We start from the raw sequence: 18,257 nt of genomic DNA, 5'->3' as shown, positions 1-18,257 counted from the left end.
CTATGAGCGACAACCTGATCGAGATCCGCGACCTCAGCGTCGCCTTCAGCGGCCAGACCGTGGTGAACAAACTGTGCCTGGATGTACGCCCTGGCGAATGCCTGGCGCTGGTGGGCGAGTCGGGCTCGGGCAAGTCGGTGACAGCCCATTCGATTCTGCAATTGCTGCCGGAGGCTGGCACTCGAACCACCGGTTCCATCCAGTATCGCGGCCAGGAACTGATCGGCGCGTCGGCAGCCACCCTGCAGAAACTGCGCGGCAACCGCATCGCGATGATCTTCCAGGAGCCGATGACCTCGCTCAACCCGCTGCACAGCATTGAAAAACAGATCGGCGAAACCCTGCTGCTGCACAAGGGCCTGGGCGGCAAGGCGGCGCAGGCGCGGATTCTCGAACTGCTCGAACTGGTGGGAATCCAGAACCCCCAGGAGCGCCTCAAGGCTTACCCGCACCAGCTGTCCGGTGGCCAGCGCCAACGGGTGATGATCGCCATGGCCCTGGCCTGCGAGCCGGAACTGCTGATCGCCGACGAGCCCACCACCGCGCTGGACGTGACCGTGCAACGCAAGATCCTGCTGCTGCTCAAGTCGCTGCAACAACGCCTGGGCATGTCGCTGCTGCTGATCAGCCACGACCTCAACCTGGTGCGCAGCATTGCCCAACGCGTGTGCGTGATGCGCGCCGGGGAGATTGTCGAACAGGCCGACTGCCAGGCCTTGTTCACCGCGCCGCAACATCCTTACAGCCGCCTGCTGCTGGACGCGGAACCGGCCGGCGCAGCGCTGTGCAGCGATGAGCGCGAGACGGTGTTGCAAGTCGACAACCTGACCGTGCAATTCCCCCTCGCAACCGGGCTGTTTCGACGCAAGACCTACCTGCGCGCGGTGGACGGCATCAGCCTCAGTGTGCAACGCGGCAAGACCCTGGGGATTGTCGGCGAGTCCGGCTCGGGCAAGTCCACGCTGGGCCAGGCGATCCTGCGCTTGCTGGATTCTACCGGCAGTATTCGCTTCCAGGGTGAGGCCCTGGACCCACTGAACAACCAGCAAATGCGCCCATGGCGCAAGCAGATGCAGGTGGTGTTCCAGGACCCTTACGGCAGCCTCAGCCCGCGCATGACCGTGGAACAGATCATCAGCGAAGGCCTGGAAGTGCACGCGCCGTGCAGCCTGGCCGAGCGCGACGCGCAAGTGATCCAGGTGCTCAAGGACGTGGGCCTGGACCCGGCCAGCCGGCATCGCTACCCCCACGAATTCTCCGGCGGCCAGCGCCAGCGCATCGCCATTGCCCGCGCGCTGGTGCTCAAACCGGCGCTGATGCTGCTGGACGAACCCACCTCCGCCCTCGACCGCACCGTGCAAAAGCAAGTGGTGGCGCTGCTGCGCGAGCTGCAGGAAAAGTACGGCCTGACCTACTTGTTCATCAGCCATGACCTGGCCGTGGTGCGCGCCATGGCCCACGACATGATCGTGATCAAGGACGGCAAGGTGGTGGAACGCGGCGCCAGCCATGAGGTGTTCGAAGCGCCGCAGCATGCCTACACCAAAGAGTTGCTGGCGGCGGCCAACGGGCTCTCGGCATGAGTACCCGGCTCACGGATTACCCACAGGTTCGCGGCCTGGCTATCCAGTCGCTGTTCGAAATTATCGAGCAGTCCAGCGAAGGCACGGTGATCGTTGACCGCGACGCGAATATCGTCTGGATGAACGAGCGTTACGCCAAGCGCTTCGGCCTGAAAAACGCGCATGACGCGATCGGCCAGCCGTGTGAACAGGTGATTTCCAACAGCCTGTTACGCCAAGTCGTACGCAACGATCAGCCGATTCTGCTGGATATCCAGGACACGCCCAAAGGCCCGTTGGTGGTGATGCGCCTGCCGATCCATGACGATGCCGGTGCGGTGATCGGGGCGATTGGTTTTGCGCTGTTCGATGAGCTGCGCAATTTGTCGCCGCTGATCGAGCGTTACCTGAGCCTGCAGCAGGAACTGGCGTCCACGCGCTCGCTGCTGCGGTCGCGGCAGAGCAAATACAACTTCGCGCATTTTATTGGCACCAGCGCGGCCAGCCTGGAGGTCAAACGCCGTGCGCGGCGCAGCGCGGGTGCCGAATCACCGGTGCTGCTGTTGGGCGAAACCGGCACCGGCAAGGAGCTGCTGGCCCAGGCGATTCACGGCGCCTCGTCGCGTGCGCACAAAGCGTTCGTGAGCATCAACAGTGCCGCGATTCCCCACGACCTGCTGGAAGCAGAGTTTTTCGGCACCGCGCCAGGCGCCTTCACCGGTGCCGACCGCAAAGGCCGACCGGGTAAATTCCAGATCGCCCAGGGCGGCACGTTGTTTCTGGATGAAATTGGCGACATGCCGCTGGCGCTGCAAAGCAAACTGCTGCGGGTGTTGCAGGAAAAGGAATTCGAACCGGTAGGCTCCAACGAGATGCTGCACAGCGATGTGCGGGTAATTGCCGCTACGTCGATGGATTTGGAAGCGGCGATCAAGCGCGGCGAGTTTCGTGCGGACCTGTATTACCGGCTGAATGTGCTGCCCATCCAGGTGCCGCCATTGCGCGAGCGGCTGGATGATATTCCGGCGCTGAGCGAGGCGATTCTAGAGGAACTGCGCAGCCAGCATGAACTGGACCGTGAAGCGCTGGCGTTGCTGGCCCGGCATGCGTGGCCGGGGAATATCCGTGAGTTGCGCAATGTGCTGGAGCGCGCGGCGTTGCTCAGTGACCGCCTGATGCTGAATGCCGAGCAGATTCGCGCCGCGATTGGCACGCTTAGCCCGGTGGCACATAGCGCGGTGGAAACGGTTGCGGGCGAGACGTTTGCGGCGGCGCGGGAGCGGTTTGACCGGCAGGTGATTGCGGCGGCGCTCGCGGCGTGTGACGCGAATGTAGTCGAGGCGGCCAAGCGGCTGGGGCTTGGACGTTCGACGTTGTACAAGAAAATGGTTGCCCTTGGCATCGCCTAGTCTCTAAAAAGAGACTCAAATCCACCTATATAGATATTCTAATGTGGGAGCTGGCTTGCCTGCGATAGCGGTCTTTCAGCCAATGCACCTGTAGCTGAACCACCGCCATCGCAGGCAAGCCGGCTCCCACATTGGGTCTTCACTTGTCTCCAGATAGAGACCAAACTTAAAACTGTCGCTCATATTCCAAATAATATCTTTATATTTCAACAGGTTAATCTGTTGGCACACATCTCGCTACAGCCCCTCCCACAGCAACACCCCCACAACAATAACAATCCGATGGAGACACACCATGAGTGTGATCATTGCCCTGGCAGCGCTCGCGTTGCTGATGCTGGCGGCCTACCGTGGCTATAGCGTTATCCTGTTTGCCCCCATCGCCGCCCTTGGCGCCGTACTGCTGACCGACCCTGCTGCCGTCGCCCCTGCATTCACCGGGGTGTTCATGGAGAAAATGGTCGGCTTTATCAAACTGTATTTCCCGGTGTTCCTGCTGGGTGCGGTGTTTGGCAAGCTGATCGAGCTGTCGGGCTTTTCGCGCTCGATTGTGGCCGCCGCGATCCGTCTGCTCGGCACGCGCCAGGCGATGCTGGTGATCGTGCTGGTCTGCGCCCTGCTCACCTACGGCGGCGTGTCGCTGTTTGTGGTGGTGTTTGCGGTGTATCCGTTCGCGGCGGAGATGTTCCGCCAGAGCAATATTCCCAAGCGCCTGATCCCGGCGACCATCGCCCTCGGCGCGTTTTCGTTCACCATGGACGCCCTGCCCGGCACGCCGCAGATCCAGAACATCATCCCCAGCACCTTCTTCAACACCACCGCCTGGGCCGCACCGTGGCTGGGGTTGATCGGCACGATCTTCGTGTTCTGCACCGGCATGCTCTACCTCGCGCGCCAGCGCAACAAGGCCCAGCGCGCCGGTGAAGGCTACGGCACCGAGTTGCGCAACGAGCCGGAAACCGCCGAAAACCTCACCCTGCCCAACCCGTGGATCGCGTTGTCGCCGCTGATTCTGGTGGGCGTGATGAACCTGCTGTTTACCCACTGGATTCCGCAGTGGTACGGCAAGACCCACAGCCTCAGCCTGCCGGGCATGAGCACGCCGGTGACCACCGAAATCGCCAAGCTCACCGCGATCTGGGCGGTGCAGGCGGCGCTGCTGGTGGGCATCGTCATGGTGCTAGTGTTTGGCTGGTCGGCGATTCGCAGCAAGCTCGCCGAGGGCAGTAAAAGTGCCGTGAGCGGCGCGTTATTGGCGGCGATGAACACTGCGTCGGAATACGGCTTTGGTGCGGTGATCGCATCCTTGCCGGGTTTCCTGGTGCTGGCCGACTGGCTCAAGGGTATCCCCAACCCGCTGGTCAACGAAGCAATCACTGTGACGCTGCTGGCCGGTATCACCGGTTCCGCCTCGGGGGGCATGAGCATTGCCCTGGCGGCGATGTCCGAGAGCTTTATTTCGGCGGCCCATGCGGCCAATATCCCCCTTGAAGTGCTGCACCGGGTCGCGGCCATGGCCAGCGGCGGCATGGACACCCTGCCGCACAACGGCGCGGTGATCACGCTGTTGGCGGTCACCGGGCTGACCCACCGCGAAGCCTACAAGGACATTTTCGGCATCACGATCATCAAGACCCTCGCGGTGTTCGTGGTGATCGGTACTTTCTACGCCACCGGCATTGTGTGAGGTTTCTATGACGAGATTGAACGGCAAGACCGCCCTGGTTACCGGCTCCACCAGCGGCATCGGCTTGGGTATCGCGTTGAGCCTGGCAGGGGCCGGCGCCAACTTGATTCTCAACGGCTTCGGCGACGCCAGCGCGGTGGTCGCCCAGGTCCAGGCGTTTGGCGGCAGGGTCGGCCATCACCCAGCTGACGTCAGCGACCCGGCGCAGATCGCCGACCTGTTTGCCTATGCCGAGCGTGAGTTCGGTGGCGTCGATATCCTGGTCAACAACGCCGGCATCCAGCATGTGGCGGCAGTGGAAGACTTCCCGGCCGAGCGCTGGGATTCGATTATCGCGATCAATCTGTCCTCAGTGTTCCACAGCACGCGCTTGAGCCTGCCGGGCATGAAGGCCAAGGGTTGGGGGCGTATCGTCAATATTGCCTCGGTGCACGGCCAGGTCGGCTCGGTGGGCAAGGCGGCGTATGTGGCGGCCAAGCATGGAGTGATCGGCCTGACCAAGGTGGTCGGCCTGGAGACGGCGACCAGTAACGTCACCTGCAACGCGATTTGCCCGGGCTGGGTGCTGACGCCGCTGGTGCAAAAGCAGATCGATGACCGGATCGCCACGGGCGTGGACCCGCAACAGGCGCAGCATGACTTGCTGGCCGAGAAGCAGCCGTCGCTGGCGTTTGTGACGCCGCCGCAGTTGGGTGAGTTGGTGCTGTTTCTGTGCAGCGAGGCCGGCGCCCAGGTACGAGGGGCGGCGTGGAATATCGATGGCGGTTGGCTGGCGCAATAAGCCCCCCCTCGGGTGAAGGGGGGGCTTCAAAAGGTTAGGCGTCAGTTGAAATAACGCGGCTTGTAAACCACCTTCCTCTTCACCTCCTTTGGCAGCTGGCCCAGGCCCGCGCTGTTGACAACTATCAAATTGCCGTGCCGTTTCTCCACCTCCACGGTCACTTTGTTTATGAGTTCCCGTCTGAGCGCCTGGTCAGCAAGCGCTTGCGCGTTTTCAGGATACGTTTCCTGAAACCCTCTCTGGAGGTCGAGGCGACGTTGCGTCATCTGTGTCGATCCGTTTGCCTTAAGGGTTACCCTTCCCTCAAATGCCTTCACTGGCCGGTTGATTTCCTTTTGAAAGCCACTGGCGAAAGATTGCCCTTTTCCGTCTGCGGAATGGCAAATCAACAAGCGCACATTATCGAATTTCGAGGGGTCCACGCCTTTGTCTTTTAACAATGTGACCAACCCTTTGGCGTCGTAACCCACGCCATCGACGGCGACCACTGCCGGCTCTCGCATCAGCCTGTCCAGCCAGTTACGCTTGCCGTGGGCCACGATATTAAGCCGGGTCACGCCTTTATAGGTGTCGGTGTAGGTATGAATTTCGGAACCAATCAATTTCAGATCTTTCATGGTGCCGCCCATTTCTATGTAGTTATCTCGCTCCAGCCCCCTCTCCAGCAAGCTGGATGGGCCAGACGTTCCAGTGAGCGTGTTCGGCGCAGGGGAAACCTCGGGGGTAAAATCACTCAAGGGCGGGCCATACGGCTTACCGGCGCGTACATCGTAGGCATACCATTGTTTCGCGGCCTCGTCATATTGCGCGACCATGCTGGTGCCGTTCACTGATCCCACAGCGACATCCCTGCGCAGCGCGAGCTCTTCCAGGGCTGAGGGACTCAAGACGTGTTGCCGGTTTATGCCATGCCCGGCCGCCGACATTTCGCCCGCGCCATCACCCATTTTCACCACGGACGTAGCGCTCTGTTCGGCACTGCTACTGGCCAGCGACTCGACTTCTCGGCTGCCGAGTTTCGCCAAAGCGCTCTCACCCGTCTCGACCAGCTTGAGCTCCGGCGCCAGAAAGCCAAACGCATCAAACGCAAGGTCGGTCAATGCCGCACCGTATTTGCCGGCCTTCGCGTCTTCTGCGGCTGCGACGAAAGGAATCATCCTCACCAGGGTGTCTTTGATGCTTGTGTCTGACTTGGTTTTTTCCTCCTGGTCAGTGGTGGCTTTTGACTTTTCCTTGAGGGTTTCAAAACCCGAGACAAAAAAGCTCGCCGCGACGGTAGCCAAGCTTTTGGTTTGCTGGGTAAAAAAGCTTCTTGGGGTGCTGTCAGCATTAGCCGGTTCGTCAGCGGCTGACGAACCCACGGCAGTCACTTGGGAAAAGGGCACCCGATCAAACACAACATTTGGCGAGGACATGCCTTGCTGGGGCTTCTGCCCCTTTTGATAGGCGGCAAAATCAAGCGCCAACGTACTTCCGGCGCGACCCAATGGCAGCGGGTCGGGCAAGCCCGTGTGTTTGTGCAACAGCGCCTGGCTCGGGAACAACTCGTAGTCGGTGGGTGGTGAGGTTCTGCGCGTACGGATCACCAGGCCATGGTCCGCTCCGCGTACGGCATACAGCTCGGGGCTGCCGAATTCAAAGTTCTTGCGATCCTCAAGGGGCAGTTGAGCAATCAGGTTTCGGATATTCAGGGCAACACTGCTTTTCAGCTGGGCGCTGTAACCGTCGGCTTTGTCTTTGTAGAGCCGCGTGAGATCAGGCAGCGACTTGGCCTCGGCCATTACCCGGTCGAATGGAACGTTGGGGTCAGTGCAGACCCATTTCAAATCCGCGCGATTCAGGTTGTTCGACTGGTAGAGCTCCAGCATTGAACGGCGCACGGCGGCCTTTTCCGTCAATGCTTGTTTGGAAACGGGCAGCTCGCTGGCCCAGCGCGATAAGCTGAAGGAGTCGTCATGCTTGATCGACTTCTTTTCAAAATCTATATCGTTACCCAGCCTGGCCCTCAATTGCGCCAACGCCAGTTCCTTGTGGGAAGGGATAGCGGCCTGTTGCGCGTTACTGGCCGACTCCAGCGCCGAGCGTTGCTGATTGAACCCGCGGCGCGCCAGGTCGACGCTTTCGTTTGAATAGACGCCGTCCGCGCGTTTGGCGATAAAGCCGTTAATGATCCCCCAATCCACAATCGCATCGCGTTGAACACCGGTTTGCGCGGCCTGTTCGCTGACCGAGATCGGCTGCGTTTGACCGAACGCCATGACTTGCTTAAAGGTCATGGACTGTGACGCGCCCGGCGCCAATTTTTCGATACGCGCCACCGCGACGCTGAAGCTGAACCAGGCATGGGAACCATAGACAAGGTTGCCGGGCAGCTCGGTGACCAGAAACTCTGGCGCCATGCCGGCCAGCAGCAACCGGCCGGCAGCGGGCGCCAGCTCCGCGCTGGCTTTACCCTGGGCGATCAAATGCTGTGTCAGACCGTCGACAATAGCCTGCGGCTTCAGCCCCCAGTTGCTTTGCTTGGCCAGGTTGTAGCCTGCTACGCGGTTACGCTGCGTGCCGGCCGTCGGGTCCAGGTTAAGCACCATGGCTGCCGCGGCCCAATCCGCTGCGCTGGTCTCGGTGGACTTGGCGTTGAGCTTCTTTTCCAGAAATTTGCCCATCGCCTTGGCCTGCGGGCTGGAAAGCAGCTGCGTAAGCAGTCTTTCCGGGCTTTGCTGCCCGTCCGTTTTTACCGAGGTGGCGAACAGGCGGGCTATCCCTTCGTGTGCTGATATTCCGTATCCCGCGAGAACGCTGCCGTTTAAACTCTTCACCTGTTGACGCTGTGCGCGGGTCAGCAGAGGCTGGGTCAACATCCGCCAATAATTGCCGTGCTCAGGTGCTTTCAGCGCTGAACCGCCCAGCACTGCACGCAGGTTCAACAATTGCGCTTTGTTAACCGGGACATTCAAACCACTGCCCTGAATGAACTGACTCACGCTCACCGTGTGACCAGGCTGCGCGGCGTGATGCTGCCCGTATGACGAGTGAGGATGCACCCGCAGGATGGCGCGTTCGAGCACGTTGCTGAAATTAGAGGAACCACTGACAACGGCTTTCTCGACCTCGTTAAGGCCTTGAATCAGGTTGTGCTTGTCATGCCGGTTGCCGATCGCCAATCGCTGGGTTTCGAGCGCGTCCGTTGACAGGATAGCGCCGCGGTCGCGGTTCTTGAACGCGGTAGGGTTCTGTTCGATTTCCTGGGCCGTCGAGACGGCGTCCTCTTTATCAAAGCCGGTGACGTCGTAGCCATGAACGGCTGCCACCAACCTCAGCGGAGCAGAACTGTCGCTGTAGTCGACGGGCGACGGCGCTGCGCTGAAGCGGGTCGTAGCCACCGCGGCGCCGGCCGACTGAATCGGTGCCAGCGCGTGCGCCCACTCCTTATTGTTATCGAAGCTTCGGACTTGATGTTTACCGTTAAAAGTGCCGGACACTTCGTTTCGGACTGGGGAAACTTTTACCGTCGATATATCCGCACCTGCTGCCTTGGCCCAGTCCAGGAATTGCGGGGTTTGGTACGCATCGCGATAAAGCTTCCACCATTGGCCGAACGTCGACCCCTCTGGAATCTGGCCCAAGCGCCGCTGATAAAGATCGTCTCCCTCCCAGGGGCCTTTACGCAGTTCGGCAGCGAATCGAGCCCCCAATAACCTGTCGGCTTTTGCCTGAGCGGACGTGTCGGGCAGCCCTTTCAGGACGCTGTGGTGGTCATCAATGTCTGCGAGCAGTTGCTGTTGGGCGGCAAGTGCCTGTGGCCCACGAACGGCTTGCGAACGCGCAAAATCGTGGTCCGGGATAACCGCAAAGTTGCCGAGCTGCTTGAGTTCAACGGCCCGATTTTGAGCACGCCACGTGGCCGGGTCGGCGTTGCTTTCGCCATAAAAATTGCCGACCACTTCAAGCGGAACACCGGCATCCGGGCTCCCGAGGCAAACAGGCGAGCCACGACGCGGAGGCGCGAGCACCCGAGCCGCGTTCAAAATCGGATCGGCTACCTCCGTCCAACCCACATCATCTCGCAGGATAAGTTGCTTTTTTTCACCTTTGAACTCACCCGTCAAGGTGCCGGATTCGGGATTCAGCCGCAGGGTAGCAACGTTAAGGCCGACCTCCTTGCTCCATTGCACAAAGTTGGGGTTGTTCAACGCTTCGCGGTATTGCTGCCACCACAGCCCCAGCGTCGAGTTGCTGGGGACATCCGCAAGCTTGGTCTGTTGGTAGCTGGTCGAATCGGTCCACTGGGCCGACTCCAATCCCTGGATGTACTTCGTCGCCACTACCTTGTCCGCGTCCTCTTGCGTGCCAGGAACCGGCACCAAAGGTGCGGCGACAGGATGCCGCGAGTGGGTGTGGGTGTGGGTGTGGCGCGTGCGCTCCTGGTGGAGAACAGACGTCCCCTCAGACTGCGTGTACTGATGTTGACGAAATCCGTTCGTGAAGGAAGCTTCTGTATTCAACTGCGATAGCGAAGAATTTCCTACGTCAAAGAACGACATGTTGCGTACACCTCAGGGTTATTTACCTACACCTGATTGGTCTCACACGGGATAAAGGTTCATGCTAGGTAGTACAAATATATGTAACGCGTCCTACGACAAGTTGTTACTTAACCACTGACCCGCGCCAACGTTCAGCCAAGCTTGAGAAAACAATAAAAGGCCACTTATGTCCGAGATCCTCTGGCAACCCTCGCCCGAACGCATCCGCAACACGCGGATGGACCAGTTCCGGCGCTTTATCAACGATCACCACGGCGTTCAGCTCAGCGACTACCCCGCCCTGCACCAATGGAGCATCGACCAGCGCCCGGACTTCTGGCAGGCGATCGTGGCGTTCTTCGAGGTGCAATTTCACCGCCCGCCGACGGCAGTGCTGGTAGAAAACGCCGAGATGCCCAGCGCGCAGTGGTTTCCCGGCGCGACGCTGAATTTCGCCGAGCACCTGCTACGCCGCCGTGATGACCATCCGGCGGTAGTCGCCCTCGGTGAAGACGGCCAGCGCGAACAGCTGACCTACGCCGAACTGGCCGCCCACGTCGCCGGCCTGCAACACAGCCTGCGCGCAGCCGGGGTTGGCCTGGGTGATCGGGTGGCCGCGTGCATGCCCAACACCTGGCAAACCCTGGTCGGCATGCTTGCGACCACCAGCCTGGGCGCGATCTGGTCATGTTCATCGCCAGACTTCGGCACCCAGGGCGTGATCGACCGCTTCGGCCAGATCGAGCCCAAGGTGCTGATCACCTGCGCGGGTTATCGCTATGCCGGCAAAAGCATCGACCAGAGCGCCAAGCTGAATGAAATCCTCGAGCGCCTGCCGTCCCTGGAACAGTTGATCATCGTGCCGTACGCACGGCCCCAGGCACGCGTCGAGGACTACCAGACCCAGGCCCGCGTCGCGCTGTGGAACGACTTCTACCAACCCGGCGGCGAGCCCGAATTTGTCGCGGTGCCGTTCGACCATCCGCTGTACATCCTCTATTCCAGCGGCACCACCGGCGTGCCCAAGTGCATCATCCACGGCACCGGCGGCGTGCTGCTCACGCACCTCAAGGAACACGGGTTGCATGCCGACCTGTCGAGGGATGATTGCCTGTTCTACTACACCACCTGCGGCTGGATGATGTGGAACTGGCTGGTCTCGGTATTGGCCCTAGGTGCCACGGCGGTGCTGTATGACGGCTCCCCGTTTCACCCGGGGCCGGAGCGCTTGATAGACCTGATCGACGCGGAAAAAATCAGCGTCTTCGGCACCAGCCCCAAATTCCTCGCCACCCTGGAAAAAGCCGGCCTGCAACCGCGCCTGAGCCACCATCTGGACAGCCTCAAAGGGCTGATTTCCACCGGCTCGCCACTGTCGCCGCAGAGCTACGATTACGTGTACCGCGAGATCAAGGCTGAGCTGTGCTTGTCGTCGATGTCGGGCGGCACGGACATCGTCTCGTGCTTTGTGATCGGCAACCCGGTGTTGCCGGTGCGGCGTGGTGAAATGCAGTGCAAGAGCCTGGCGATGGCCATTGAGGTGTGGGACGACAAGGGCCAGCCGCTGGTCGGCGAAAAAGGCGAACTGGTGTGCACCCGGCATTTCCCGGCAATGCCCATCGGTTTGTGGAACGACCCGGACCAGAAAAAGTTGCGCGCCTCGTACTTCAGCCAGTTCCCCGGCGTGTGGGCCCAGGGCGACTACGCCGAACAGCGGCCCAACGGCAGCCTGCTGATCCACGGGCGTTCGGACGCGGTGCTCAACCCGGGTGGCGTGCGCATCGGTACGGCGGAGATTTATCGCCAGGTGGAAAAACTCCCGCAAGTCCTGGAAAGCCTGGCCATCGGCCAACGCTGGCAGGACGATGTGCGGGTGGTGCTGTTTGTGCGGCTCGACGACGGCGTCGCGCTGGATGAGGCCCTGGAGCAGCAGATTCGCCAGGTGATCCGCGCCAACACCACACCCCGGCATGTGCCGGCGAAGATCCTCGTGGTCACCGATATCCCGCGCACCATCAGCGGCAAGATCGTCGAACTGGCGGTGCGCAACGTGGTGCATGGCGAGCCGGTGAAAAACACCGACGCACTGGCCAATCCGCAGGCGCTGGAGCAGTTTCGTGACCGCCCGGAACTGGCATAAAGATGAAAGGTTTCAGCCCTGAGGCACTGATTTGAAGACAAAACCCCAATGCATGCTATTTTTCGAGGGGTAGTCAGCCGTTCCCGACTCGCGGGATAATCTGTTTTTGTCATTTTCAAAGCGTCATGCTCAGGGCTTTTTCATGAAAGGAACATCCACCGGTAGCGAAGCTGCGGCATTGATTGCACAGCTGGACTGGGCGCAAAGCCCCCTCGGTGAGGCCAATGACTGGCCGCAAAGCCTGCGCACAGCCGTGGATATCGTGGTCAATTCGCCGATGCCGATGCTGCTGCTGTGGGGCAGCCAGCTCACCCAGCTCTACAACGACGGCTTCGCGCGCCTGGCGGGCAACAAGCACCCCGATGCCCTGGGCCAGCCGGCGCATGTCACCTGGCCTGAGCTGGAGAGCTTTACCGCGCCGATCTACGACGCGGTCCTCAGCGGCCAGGTGCGCACCTTCAGCGAGCAGCGCTTTGTGCTGCAACGCGACCATCGCGATACGGAAATCTGGCTGGACCTGACCTACAGCCCGATCCGCGATGAAAGCGGCGCGGTGGCCGGCATTCTGGTTACCGCCATCGAAACCAACGAACGCCGCCGCAAAGCCCTCGAACTGCAACAGCGTTCCGAAGACAGCCTCAAGGCCCAGCACAATACCGAACAACGCCTGCAGCTGGCCCTGGCCGCCACCGACGCGGTAGGCACCTGGGACTGGGATATCGGCGAAGACCGTTTTATCGCCGATGCGCACTTCGCCTACCTGCACGGCGTTGACCCGACTGACGCCGGCCTGCTGCCGATCAGCGACTACCTGCACGGCGTACACCCCGAAGACCGTGGCATGGTGGCGCGCAGCATCAAGCATTGCATCACCTACGGCACCGAGTACGCCGAGGAATACCGCCTGCAGCAGCCGGACGGCGAGGTGCGCTGGGTGTTCGCCCGCGGCCGCTGCTACAAGGATGCCGAGGGCCGCCCAGCGCGCTTCCTCGGCGCGGCGCTGGACCTGACCGAGCGCAAGAACACCGAGCAGGCCCTGCGCCAAAGCCAGACCGAGCTGCAACTGATCATCAACGCCATGCCGGTGCTGATCGGCTACGTCGACCACGAGCAACGCTTTCGCCTGAACAACAGCGCGTACCTGGAATGGTATGGCATGACGCCCCAGGAGCTGTACGGCAAGACCATCCGCGAAGTGCTTGGCGACGAGGTATATGCCGGGCGCGAAGACAAGATCGCCGCCGCGCTCAAGGGCAAGGCTTGCAGCTTCATGACCGTGACCCCGCACCGCGACGGCCGCGCGCGCCACGCCCTGATGAAGTACCTGCCGCGCTTCAGCAATGACGGCTCGGTGAACGGTTTCTATATCTTTGTCATCGACGAGACCGAACGCAAACTCACCGAAGAAGCCCTGCGCCATCTCAACGAAAATCTCGAAGAGCGCGTGGCCCAGCGTACCCAGGCGCTGGCCGAAGCCAACCAGCGCCTGCAGAGCGAAATGTACGAGCGCGAGCGCGCCGAGGATGCCCTGCGCCATGCGCAGAAAATGGAAGCGGTCGGCCAGCTCACGGGCGGTATCGCCCATGACTTCAACAATATGCTCACCGGGATCATCGGCAGCCTCGACCTGATGCAGCGCTATATCGCCGCCGGGCGCAGCGAAGAGATTGGGCGTTTTACCGATGCCGCCGTGTCCTCGGCCCACCGCGCGGCCGCCCTCACCCATCGCCTGCTGGCATTCTCGCGGCGCCAGTCGCTGGACCGGCGCCCGCTCGACCCCAACCAGCTGGTGGCGTCCCTGGAGGATCTGTTCCGGCGCACCAAGGGCGCGCACATCACCCTCAAAGTACAACTGGGCCAGGATATCTGGGCGGTGAACACCGACGCCAGCCAGCTGGAAAACGCCCTGCTCAACCTGGTGATCAACGCGCGCGACGCCATGCCCGACGGCGGCGAGCTGCTGATCGAAACCGCCAACAGCTACCTCGACGGCACCGACATCACCACCCTCGAACCGGTCCGCGCCGGCGACTACGTGATGCTCGGCGTGAGCGACAACGGCAGCGGCATGGCGCCGAAGATTCTAGCCAAGGCGTTCGACCCGTTCTTTACCACCAAGCCCATCGGCCAGGGCACCGGCCTGGGGCTGTCGATGATCTACGGGTTCGCCCAGCAGTCCGGCGGCCATGTGACGATTCAGAGCGAACCCGGCCAGGGCACCTGCGTGCGCCTGTACCTGCCGCGCCTGCATGGCACGGCACTGGAAAGCAGCCTGCCGACGCATTTGAGCGAAGCCCCGCTGGCGTTGGCCGGCGAGGCTGTGGTGGTGGTCGAAGACGACCCGGCGGTACGCATGCTGGTGGTGAATGTGCTGGATGAGTTGGGCTACACCGCGCACCAGGCCGCCGATGCACGCACGGCATTGCCGCTGCTGGAATCGGACTTGCGCGTGGACTTGCTGGTCACCGACGTCGGCCTGCCCGGCATGAATGGCCGGCAACTGGCGGAAATCGCCCGTCAGCATCGCCCGGGCCTCAAGGTGCTGTTCATGACCGGCTACGCAGAGAAAGCCGCCGAGCGCCAGGGCTTCCTGGAGGAAGGCATGGACATGGTGGCCAAGCCGTTTTCCATCGACGTGCTGGCGACAAAAATCCGCAGCATGATCAGCGTCGATGATTCAGTTCAGGCATAATCGCGCGCCCTTACGTTTGAGCGTTGCAAAGGTAACGACATGAAAGCCCAAGCCCGTCATATCCTGGTGAAAACCAGCGAAGAAGCCGAACAGCTCAAGCAGCGCATTGCCAAGGGCGAAGCCTTCGATGTGCTGGCCAAGAAGTACTCCACCTGCCCGTCCGGCAAGCGTGGCGGTGATCTGGGTGAAGTGCGGCCGGGGCAGATGGTCGGGGTGATAGATGCGGTGATCTTCAAGAAGCCGGTGAAGGTGGTGCACGGCCCGATCAAGAGCAAGTTCGGGTATCACCTGGTGCAGGTGTTCTACCGCGACTGAGGGGTTGGCTTCAGTCCGCCATCGGGGGCAAGCCCCCTCCCACATTTTGATGGGTGTACGCCGTCACTGTGGGAGGGGGCTTGGCCCCGATCCGCCAAAGGCGGCCATTCACCGATTATCTAGGGATCAATGCACCCGGCACCTGAATCACCCGGCTCGCCAACCGATGCCCGGCCAGCGCAGCCTCTTGCGGCGTGCCACCCTTGAGCCGACTGGCCAGGTACGCCGCACTGAACGAATCCCCCGCCGCCGTCGTGTCCACGACCTTCTCGACCTTCAGCGCCGGCACCGCAAAGCGCTCGCCGGCGCAGCGCACCAAACACTCATCCGCACCCCGCTTGAGCACCACTTCGCCAATCGCCGGGTATGCCGCAAACACCTGCTCGCTGCCGCCATAACCAAACAACGCGCGCTCGTCGTCCTCGGTCAACAGCGCGATATCCACTTCGGTCAGCACCCGGTGATACGCCGTGCGCGCCGCCTCGACGCTGGCCCACAACCGTGGCCGGTAGTTGTTGTCGAACACCACCCGGCCGCCGCGACGGCGGGTTTCGATCAAGGTATGCAGCAAGCGTTCACGCCCCACCTCACCCAGCACCGCCAGGGTGATGCCGCTGAAATACACCACGTCATACTGCGGCAACGCGGCGAGGATCGGCTCCGCCGCCGGCGTGGTAAAGCAGTCGCGCACCGCCGCCTCGTTGCGCCAGTAAAGGAATTTGCGTTCGCCATGGGCATCGGTCTGGATGCAGTACAAACCGGGCAAACGCCCCGGCAAGCGCTGGACCATGCCCAAACCTAGGCCTTCTTCAGCCCAGTGCTTACACATGGCATCGCTGAAACTGTCGTCGCCCAGGGCGGTGACGTAGTCCACCGTGCCGACCGCACCCAGCTCGCGGCGCAGGTACACCGCCGCGTTCAAGGTGTCACCGCCGAAGCTCTGTTGCAGGCTGCCGTCGGCGCGGTGTTGCAGTTCGATCATGCATTCGCCGATCAGGGCGATGCGCGGTTGTGTGTTCATGCCGTTAATCTCTGGTGTGGCTGAGGGCGTCTTCGCGGGCAAGCCCGCTCCCACATTCGATTGCATTTCAACCTGTGGCGGCGGGCTTGCTCGCGAAGGGCGCGACGCAGTCTAGAAGCAGGTGTGCAGGGACTCGACCACCTGCAACTGCTCATCCACCAGGCAGCCGACCTGCCACTTGTCGAAGGTCAGGCAAGGGTGGGACGTGCCGAACGAGATGATGTCGCCGATGCGCAGCTCGACGCCGGGCGCCACGCTCATGAACGCGTGCTGGTCCATGACAGCGGTGACCTTGCACGCGCTCACATCATCGCCTTCGGCCGGTAAAATCCCTGCACGGTAGCGCTTGAGCGGCACCGGCAAACCGGCGTCGTAGGCCACGTCGCGCTTGCCCAGGGCGATCACCGCAAAGCCTGGCTCGGGCAAGGATTGCACATGCGCCCAGACTTCCAGGGCCGGGCGCAGGCCTTCATTGAGGTCGCTGCGGCGGTCGAGGACGCAGCACTGCGCCGCTTTGTAGATACCGTGGTCGTGGGCCACGTAGCTGCCGGGGCGCAACACGCTGAGGAACCGGCCGGCGGCATTCTGGGTTTCGAAGGACTCGGCGATCAAGTCATACCAGGCCGACCCCGAAGCGGTGACGATGGGTTTGGGCAGGTCGAACGAGCCGTTGTTCTGCAAGTCCACCGCCAGACGCACCAGGCTCGCGGCAAAGTCGCGAATGCCACTGATGGCGTGCTCGCCATGGATCACGCCTTCATAGCCTTCGATACCCGTGAGGGCCAGCGCCGGCTGGGCCTTGATCGCCTTGGCCAGCTCGCGCACTTCCTGCTCGCTGCGGCAGCCGCAACGGCCGCCGACCACGCCGTACTCGATCATCACGTTCAGGCGCAGGCCACGGGCGGCGAAAAACAGCCCCAGGTCGGCGACGTTGTCCGGGTGGTCGACCATGCAGTGGAAGTCGAAATCCTTGTCGGCCAGCAGGTCGGCGATCAACGCCATATTCGGCGCGCCCACCAACTGGTTGGCCATCAACACGCGGCGCACGCCACCGGCGTAGGCGGCGCGGGTCTGCACCGCATTGGCCAGGGTAATGCCCCAGGCGCCTTCGGCGATCTGACGCTGGAACAGCGCCGGCATCATGCTGGTTTTGCCGTGGGGCGCAAGTTCGGCGCCGCTGTTACTGACAAAGTCCTGCATCCAGCGAATGTTGTGCTCCAGCGCGTCGCGGTGCAGCACCAGGGCGGGCAGGCTGACGTCGCGGACCAGGTGGGCACCGACAGCGGCGGCGCCCTTTTCAACGGCATTGATGGCAGACATGCAAAAGCTCCTATTCGTTGATGCGACGGGCCAGGTTGTTGGCGCTTTCGATCAACACCCGGCGATAGTCGTTGTAGTTTTTGCTGGCATCGGCGCGCGGCGCAACGATGCACAGGGTCGCAATGCTGATGCCTTGCGCGTCGCGTACCGGGGCGGCAAAGCAATGGGTAAAGGTGTCGGCCACGCTGTCGAAGGAGAAGAACCCATCGAGGGTGGCCTGGCGGATTTGTGCCAGGAAGGTGTCCAGCGGCAGGCGCTGGCCGTCCGGCAGGATGAAGTCATCGTGGTCGATCAGGTCGATGATCTGCTGGTCGCTCAAGTGCCCCAGCAACAGGCGCCCGGACGCGGTCCAGGGGATCGGCGCGTTCTCGCCGATGTCGGAGGAAATACGGAAATGCCGTTCACCTTCGCGCATCAGCGCAACCGTGTATTTGCGCCCGTTGAGCAGGCACATCTGCGCGGTTTCGTGGGTCTGGCTGACGATCTCCTGCAAGGCGTGGTCGGCCTCGCGGGTCAGGTCGAAATGACGCAGGTGCGCCTGGCCGAGAAAGTACAGCTGGCGACCGAGGTAGACGTGACCGTCCTTGCCCACCGTTTCCAGGATGCGGCGCTCAAGCAGCGACGCAACCAGCTCGTACACGGTGGATTTGGGGCTGCCGATGCCGCTGGCAATATCATTCGGGCGCAGGGGCTGGCCGATTTCCTTGAGAAAATCGAGGATATCGAACGCACGGTCCAGGCCTTTGGCGCGGCGTTTGATGGTGTCTTCGGTCATGGCAGTGTCGGGTCCCGTCAAAATGCTATGGT

11 protein-coding genes are annotated in these 18,257 nt (G+C 61.9%); 7 read left to right on the top strand and 4 right to left on the bottom strand.

Features of this window, described 5'->3' with window-relative positions; genetic code table 11:
* Positions 1–2 precede the first annotated feature (2 nt).
* The 4 genes from WBR57_RS15105 to WBR57_RS15090 all read left to right on the top strand — a co-directional run bounded on the left by WBR57_RS15105 (position 3) and on the right by WBR57_RS15090 (position 5,439).
* Positions 3–1,583, top strand: a complete 1,581-nt coding sequence (locus tag WBR57_RS15105) for an ABC transporter ATP-binding protein (RefSeq protein ID WP_424084500.1) — start codon at positions 3–5, stop codon at positions 1,581–1,583.
* Positions 1,580–2,971 (top strand): sigma-54 interaction domain-containing protein, encoded by a 1,392-nt coding sequence (locus WBR57_RS15100; protein WP_424084499.1) that lies wholly within the window; start codon positions 1,580–1,582, stop codon positions 2,969–2,971. Before WBR57_RS15105 ends, WBR57_RS15100 begins: the two co-directional genes overlap by 4 nt.
* 295 nt (positions 2,972–3,266) lie before the next feature.
* Positions 3,267–4,658, top strand: coding sequence for a GntP family permease (locus tag WBR57_RS15095; protein ID WP_424084498.1), 1,392 nt, complete (start codon positions 3,267–3,269; stop codon positions 4,656–4,658).
* A gap of 7 nt (positions 4,659–4,665) precedes the next feature.
* Positions 4,666–5,439, top strand: coding sequence for a 3-hydroxybutyrate dehydrogenase (locus WBR57_RS15090; RefSeq protein ID WP_424084497.1), 774 nt, complete (start codon positions 4,666–4,668; stop codon positions 5,437–5,439).
* Positions 5,440–5,480: 41 nt separating this feature from the next.
* Here the strand turns inward: WBR57_RS15090 and WBR57_RS15085 are convergent, their stop codons facing one another.
* Complete coding sequence (locus tag WBR57_RS15085) at positions 5,481–9,980, bottom strand: hypothetical protein (protein ID WP_424084496.1); 4,500 nt, start codon at positions 9,978–9,980, stop codon at positions 5,481–5,483.
* A gap of 169 nt (positions 9,981–10,149) precedes the next feature.
* On the opposite strand from WBR57_RS15085, the gene WBR57_RS15080 reads away from it, so the two are divergent.
* The 3 genes from WBR57_RS15080 to WBR57_RS15070 all read left to right on the top strand — a co-directional run bounded on the left by WBR57_RS15080 (position 10,150) and on the right by WBR57_RS15070 (position 15,109).
* Positions 10,150–12,102 carry an acetoacetate--CoA ligase gene (locus tag WBR57_RS15080; RefSeq protein ID WP_424084495.1) on the top strand — a complete coding sequence of 651 codons (1,953 nt, stop codon included), beginning with the start codon at positions 10,150–10,152 and terminating at the stop codon, positions 12,100–12,102.
* Positions 12,103–12,244: 142 nt separating this feature from the next.
* Positions 12,245–14,794 carry a PAS domain-containing protein gene (locus WBR57_RS15075; RefSeq protein WP_424084494.1) on the top strand — a complete coding sequence of 850 codons (2,550 nt, stop codon included), beginning with the start codon at positions 12,245–12,247 and terminating at the stop codon, positions 14,792–14,794.
* A gap of 39 nt (positions 14,795–14,833) precedes the next feature.
* The gene (locus tag WBR57_RS15070) at positions 14,834–15,109 is read left to right on the top strand and encodes a peptidylprolyl isomerase (protein WP_010564624.1); all 276 of its coding nucleotides are present in this window, start codon (positions 14,834–14,836) and stop codon (positions 15,107–15,109) included.
* A gap of 115 nt (positions 15,110–15,224) precedes the next feature.
* Here the strand turns inward: WBR57_RS15070 and WBR57_RS15065 are convergent, their stop codons facing one another.
* From WBR57_RS15065 to WBR57_RS15055, 3 genes are all read right to left on the bottom strand, one after another.
* Positions 15,225–16,130, bottom strand: a complete 906-nt coding sequence (locus tag WBR57_RS15065) for a sugar kinase (RefSeq protein WP_424084493.1) — start codon at positions 16,128–16,130, stop codon at positions 15,225–15,227.
* Positions 16,131–16,241: 111 nt separating this feature from the next.
* On the bottom strand, positions 16,242–17,450 hold the full coding sequence (locus WBR57_RS15060) for an amino acid deaminase (protein WP_424084492.1): 1,209 nt from the start codon (positions 17,448–17,450) through the stop codon (positions 16,242–16,244).
* Positions 17,451–17,460: 10 nt separating this feature from the next.
* On the bottom strand, positions 17,461–18,225 hold the full coding sequence (locus tag WBR57_RS15055; protein ID WP_424084491.1) for an IclR family transcriptional regulator: 765 nt from the start codon (positions 18,223–18,225) through the stop codon (positions 17,461–17,463).
* Positions 18,226–18,257 lie beyond the last annotated feature (32 nt).

The organism is Pseudomonas sp. (assembly GCF_049590575.1).
Taxonomy (GTDB): domain Bacteria; phylum Pseudomonadota; class Gammaproteobacteria; order Pseudomonadales; family Pseudomonadaceae; genus Aquipseudomonas.
Note: the sequence above shows the minus strand (reverse complement) of the source record. Positions and strands in the feature narration are given on the sequence as shown.